The following is a 3,458-nucleotide window of genomic DNA, read 5'->3' as shown; positions in this document are numbered from 1 at the left end:
AGGGCGCTGACGACAATAGACTGATACGCGGCCATAATTTTGTTCGGTTTAGCGCTACTTGCAGTATCACTTGCTTGCTCTTTAAATAACCAGAAACAAAATAGCGGCGTTAAGGTAATGGCAAATAACCAGCTATACAGTAGCGAAATTAAAATGACCCAAAATAAATGCCCAGTAAATTCAGCGGTGTCGCCAGGGGCAAGGCCTATCGGTGCAAAAGCCACAATACCGACTAAGGTGCCCCCAAGCAGTGGCCACTTGGTTTGCTTTACTACTTCTGAGGCAATCTGTAATTTTTTCCGCCCTTGTTTGGTGCCCACCAAAATCCCTTCGGTCACCACGATGGCATTATCCACCATCATGCCTAATGCAATGATCAATGCCCCTAAGGAAATACGGTGCATTGGAATACCACTAAAATCCATGGTCGCCAAAGTGGCAAAAATAGTCAGTAATAACACGCTGCCAATTACTAGTCCTGAGCGTAACCCCATAAAAATAAGTAAGGTGATCACCACAATAATTAACGCCACAATTACGTTAACAACAAAGTTATCAACCGACGCTTGTACCACTTTTCCTTGGTGATAATACTCATGAACCGTGATGCCGAGCGGTCGAAGTTCTTCGTTTGCTTGTACCGTAGCCTCAACACGCTCAAACACTTTGACCACGTTGGTACCCAATACACTGGCGACCCCTAAAGAGATAGCGGGTAAGCCATTGTACCTAACCAGTTTACTGCTTGGTTGTTGAAAACCACGGTATATATGCGCAATATCTTTCAGATAAATGGTTTTACCGTCATCAGTTGTACTCACTAATAAATTTTGAATGGTTTCTACAGAATCAATGGCACCGCTGGGATCAATAAACACCCGTTGATCGCCCACTTTTGTATTACCGGCACTGATCACGGTATTTTGTTTATCTAAAATGGCATAAATATTATTAATAGAGCCACCTAATGAGGCGAGCTCTTCGCGGGCTATTTCTACAAAAATACCTTCTTGTTGCACCCCGGTCATCGCCACTTTAGCCACGCCTTTCACTTGCAGAATTGTGCTTTGCAGGCTTTTTGCATACGCGTGTAATTCGTCGGGCGAGTAGCCTTCACCGGTGATCAAGTAACTTAGGCCATATACATCGCCAAAGTCATCATACACTTGTGGGGTTCCTGTGCCGGGGGGCAGTTTAGGGCGAGTATCATTAATTTTATTTCTAAGCTTGGTCCAGATTATTTGCAGCTCAGATTTAGTGGGCGAAAACTCAGATTTTATTTCGACCTTTATTTCAGCCATTCCCGTCGAAGAGGTAGAAGAAATAGTATCCACTTCTTGAAGTTCTTGAATGGCGCGCTCGAGTGGCTCGGTTACTTCTTTAGCGACTTCTAAAGGACTGGCACCAGAATAAGGTACAAATACTTGGGCGGTACGAATGATAAACTCAGGGTCTTCAAAACGCGCCATATTTTTATAAGACGAAAAACCAAACCCTAAAGTCAGCATAATAATGATGGTGCTAATGAGCTTATTGTTAATTGTCCACTTTGCTAAATCCATTACCTGTCTCCTATGACTTAGTCCAAGCGCGCACTTTCATTCCGTCAGTTACATAATTTGCACCGGCACCGACAATCACATCACCGGCATTGATACCGCTGGTAACCACGAGGGTTTCACCAATGCCGTCTTTTAATGTCACCATGGTTTTATGCACTCGCATCGCATCATCTACACGCCAAACGTAGTGCTGACCGTTGTCCTCAAAAATAGCAAAGGTGGGTAAGCTAATTTGCTTAGTCATTGATTTATTATCAAAGTTGACACGTAAACTGGCATTCATACCCGGTAAAATGTTTAGCTTTTCAGGCACCGCAAACGAAAACCTGACTTCATAGGTTTGACTCGATGCATCGGCTTGTAAATTGGCGCGGCGAAAGGTAGCAGGAATAGGGGTATCTGCGGCAGACTCTAAAATAACAAAAGCTTCACCGCTGGAGCGCGAGTCGACCGTGGCAATAATAGACGATGGAATATTAACCACCACTTCCATTTCGCCTTTACCAAACAAGGTAAGCACATGCTGCCCGGGATTTACATTTTCCAGTGCTTCAACGGGGACTGCAGCCACTATGGCATCATAGGGGGCAACGAGTGTGCTGTCGGCAAGTGCTTTTTTAGCCGAATCATAACGCGACTCCGCCACTTCTTTTTTAGATTTAAGCTGTTCAATATCGCGAGTTGAAATAACACCGGTTTTAGACAGTTCAATGCCACGTTTATAATCATTATTGGCGGTTTCAAACTGTGTTTTTGCCGCATTAACATCGTTAATGAAATTTCTTTTTTCTAACGATGCTAGCTCCTCGCCTTTACGTACGGTTTGTGCAGCAATAACATTTAATTTTTCTATTTTCCCTCCCACTTGAAAGGCCAGTTTTGAACTTTTAATTGCATCGACCGTGGCAGGGTAGGTCAGTGTTTTAGACTGAGTATTGCCTGCAATGGTAATTAATTTAACCGGTTTGGCCGGTTTTTCGCTTTGTTCGGCGACTTTAGGCTCTGAGCAGCCCGTTATTAGCAGTGCTAACACCAGACTGACTAGATAGGGTTTAATAGTTAAATTTTTTATATACATTTTAGTGCCTTATAAATATTAGCGACGCTTAAACAGGTGTAGTGGGCTCTCTCACAATAAACGCAGGGGATGATTGGCGATCGTATACCCCGCAGTTGTTATAAGATAACCCGCTTGTATTATCCTTGGCTATGGTTGTGTTGCTAAAAGTAAACGCCATAAAAGCCAATTTTGCAATTTGTGTGGTTTTTATAGCAGCGACTTAGCGTACTTTGATGATTCAAGTAATGGCATGAATTTAATAAATAACAGTTTAATTTCAATACGTTAAATTTACTGTATGAGAATGTGTTATTTTGTAGGATAGTGTAATTTAACATGATAAATCGCTGTAAAAACCACCAACTTATCATGTTTAGTGGTGCTTTGTTAGCCCGCAGGTATTAGGCTAGCTGACGCGCGCTAAGTAGCGCCCGCGTTTGCAAACAGCTGAGGTTAATAAAGCACATAACATTATGGCTATGTGCTTATTAGTTTGCTTATTCGTGAGTGGAATAACAGGCCAACGCGTCTGCAACACTAAAGGCACCATCGAGTAATGACTTGCCTAAAATGACGCCACCGACTCCCAGCGCCTTAAGTTGTTTAATGTCTGCTAGTGAGCTTACCCCACCCGAGGCTTGCACTTTAATATCTGCATTATGATTAATTAAATCTTCATAAAGCGTAAACGATGGGCCGCTCATGGTGCCATCTTTACTGATGTCCGTGCATAAAAAGTCAATAACACCCAAGTCAACGTAAAAATCGATCAGTTCAAATAAGCTAAACTCAGATTCGTTTAGCCAACCGTGTGTGGCCGGTGCCCAGCCGTTAGT

Annotated in this window: 3 protein-coding genes; all 3 read right to left on the bottom strand. The window is 42.9% G+C overall.

The genetic code is table 11. The features are described from left to right. On the bottom strand, nucleotides 1–1,562 hold a 1,562-nt coding region (locus ABYB02_RS15710; RefSeq protein WP_372763334.1), incomplete at its 3' end, for an efflux RND transporter permease subunit. Nucleotides 1,563–1,572: 10 nt separating this feature from the next. Further along, nucleotides 1,573–2,640 carry an efflux RND transporter periplasmic adaptor subunit gene (locus ABYB02_RS15705; protein WP_372763333.1) on the bottom strand — a complete coding sequence of 356 codons (1,068 nt, stop codon included), beginning with the start codon at nucleotides 2,638–2,640 and terminating at the stop codon, nucleotides 1,573–1,575. A gap of 479 nt (nucleotides 2,641–3,119) precedes the next feature. Then, nucleotides 3,120–3,458, bottom strand: a 339-nt coding sequence (locus ABYB02_RS15700) for a HisA/HisF-related TIM barrel protein (protein WP_372763332.1), incomplete at its 5' end; no start/stop codon positions are given.

Source organism: Pseudoalteromonas sp. (assembly GCF_041613455.1).
Lineage (GTDB): Bacteria > Pseudomonadota > Gammaproteobacteria > Enterobacterales > Alteromonadaceae > Pseudoalteromonas.
The sequence above is the reverse complement of the archived record's forward strand: the minus strand, read 5'-3'. Positions and strand labels throughout refer to the sequence as shown.

What these genes read in the sequence shown, in the direction of transcription:
- ABYB02_RS15705 (WP_372763333.1), bottom strand. Translation starts at nt 2,640, where the DNA reads ATGTATATAAAAAATTTAACTATTAAACCCTATCTAGTCAGTCTGGTG.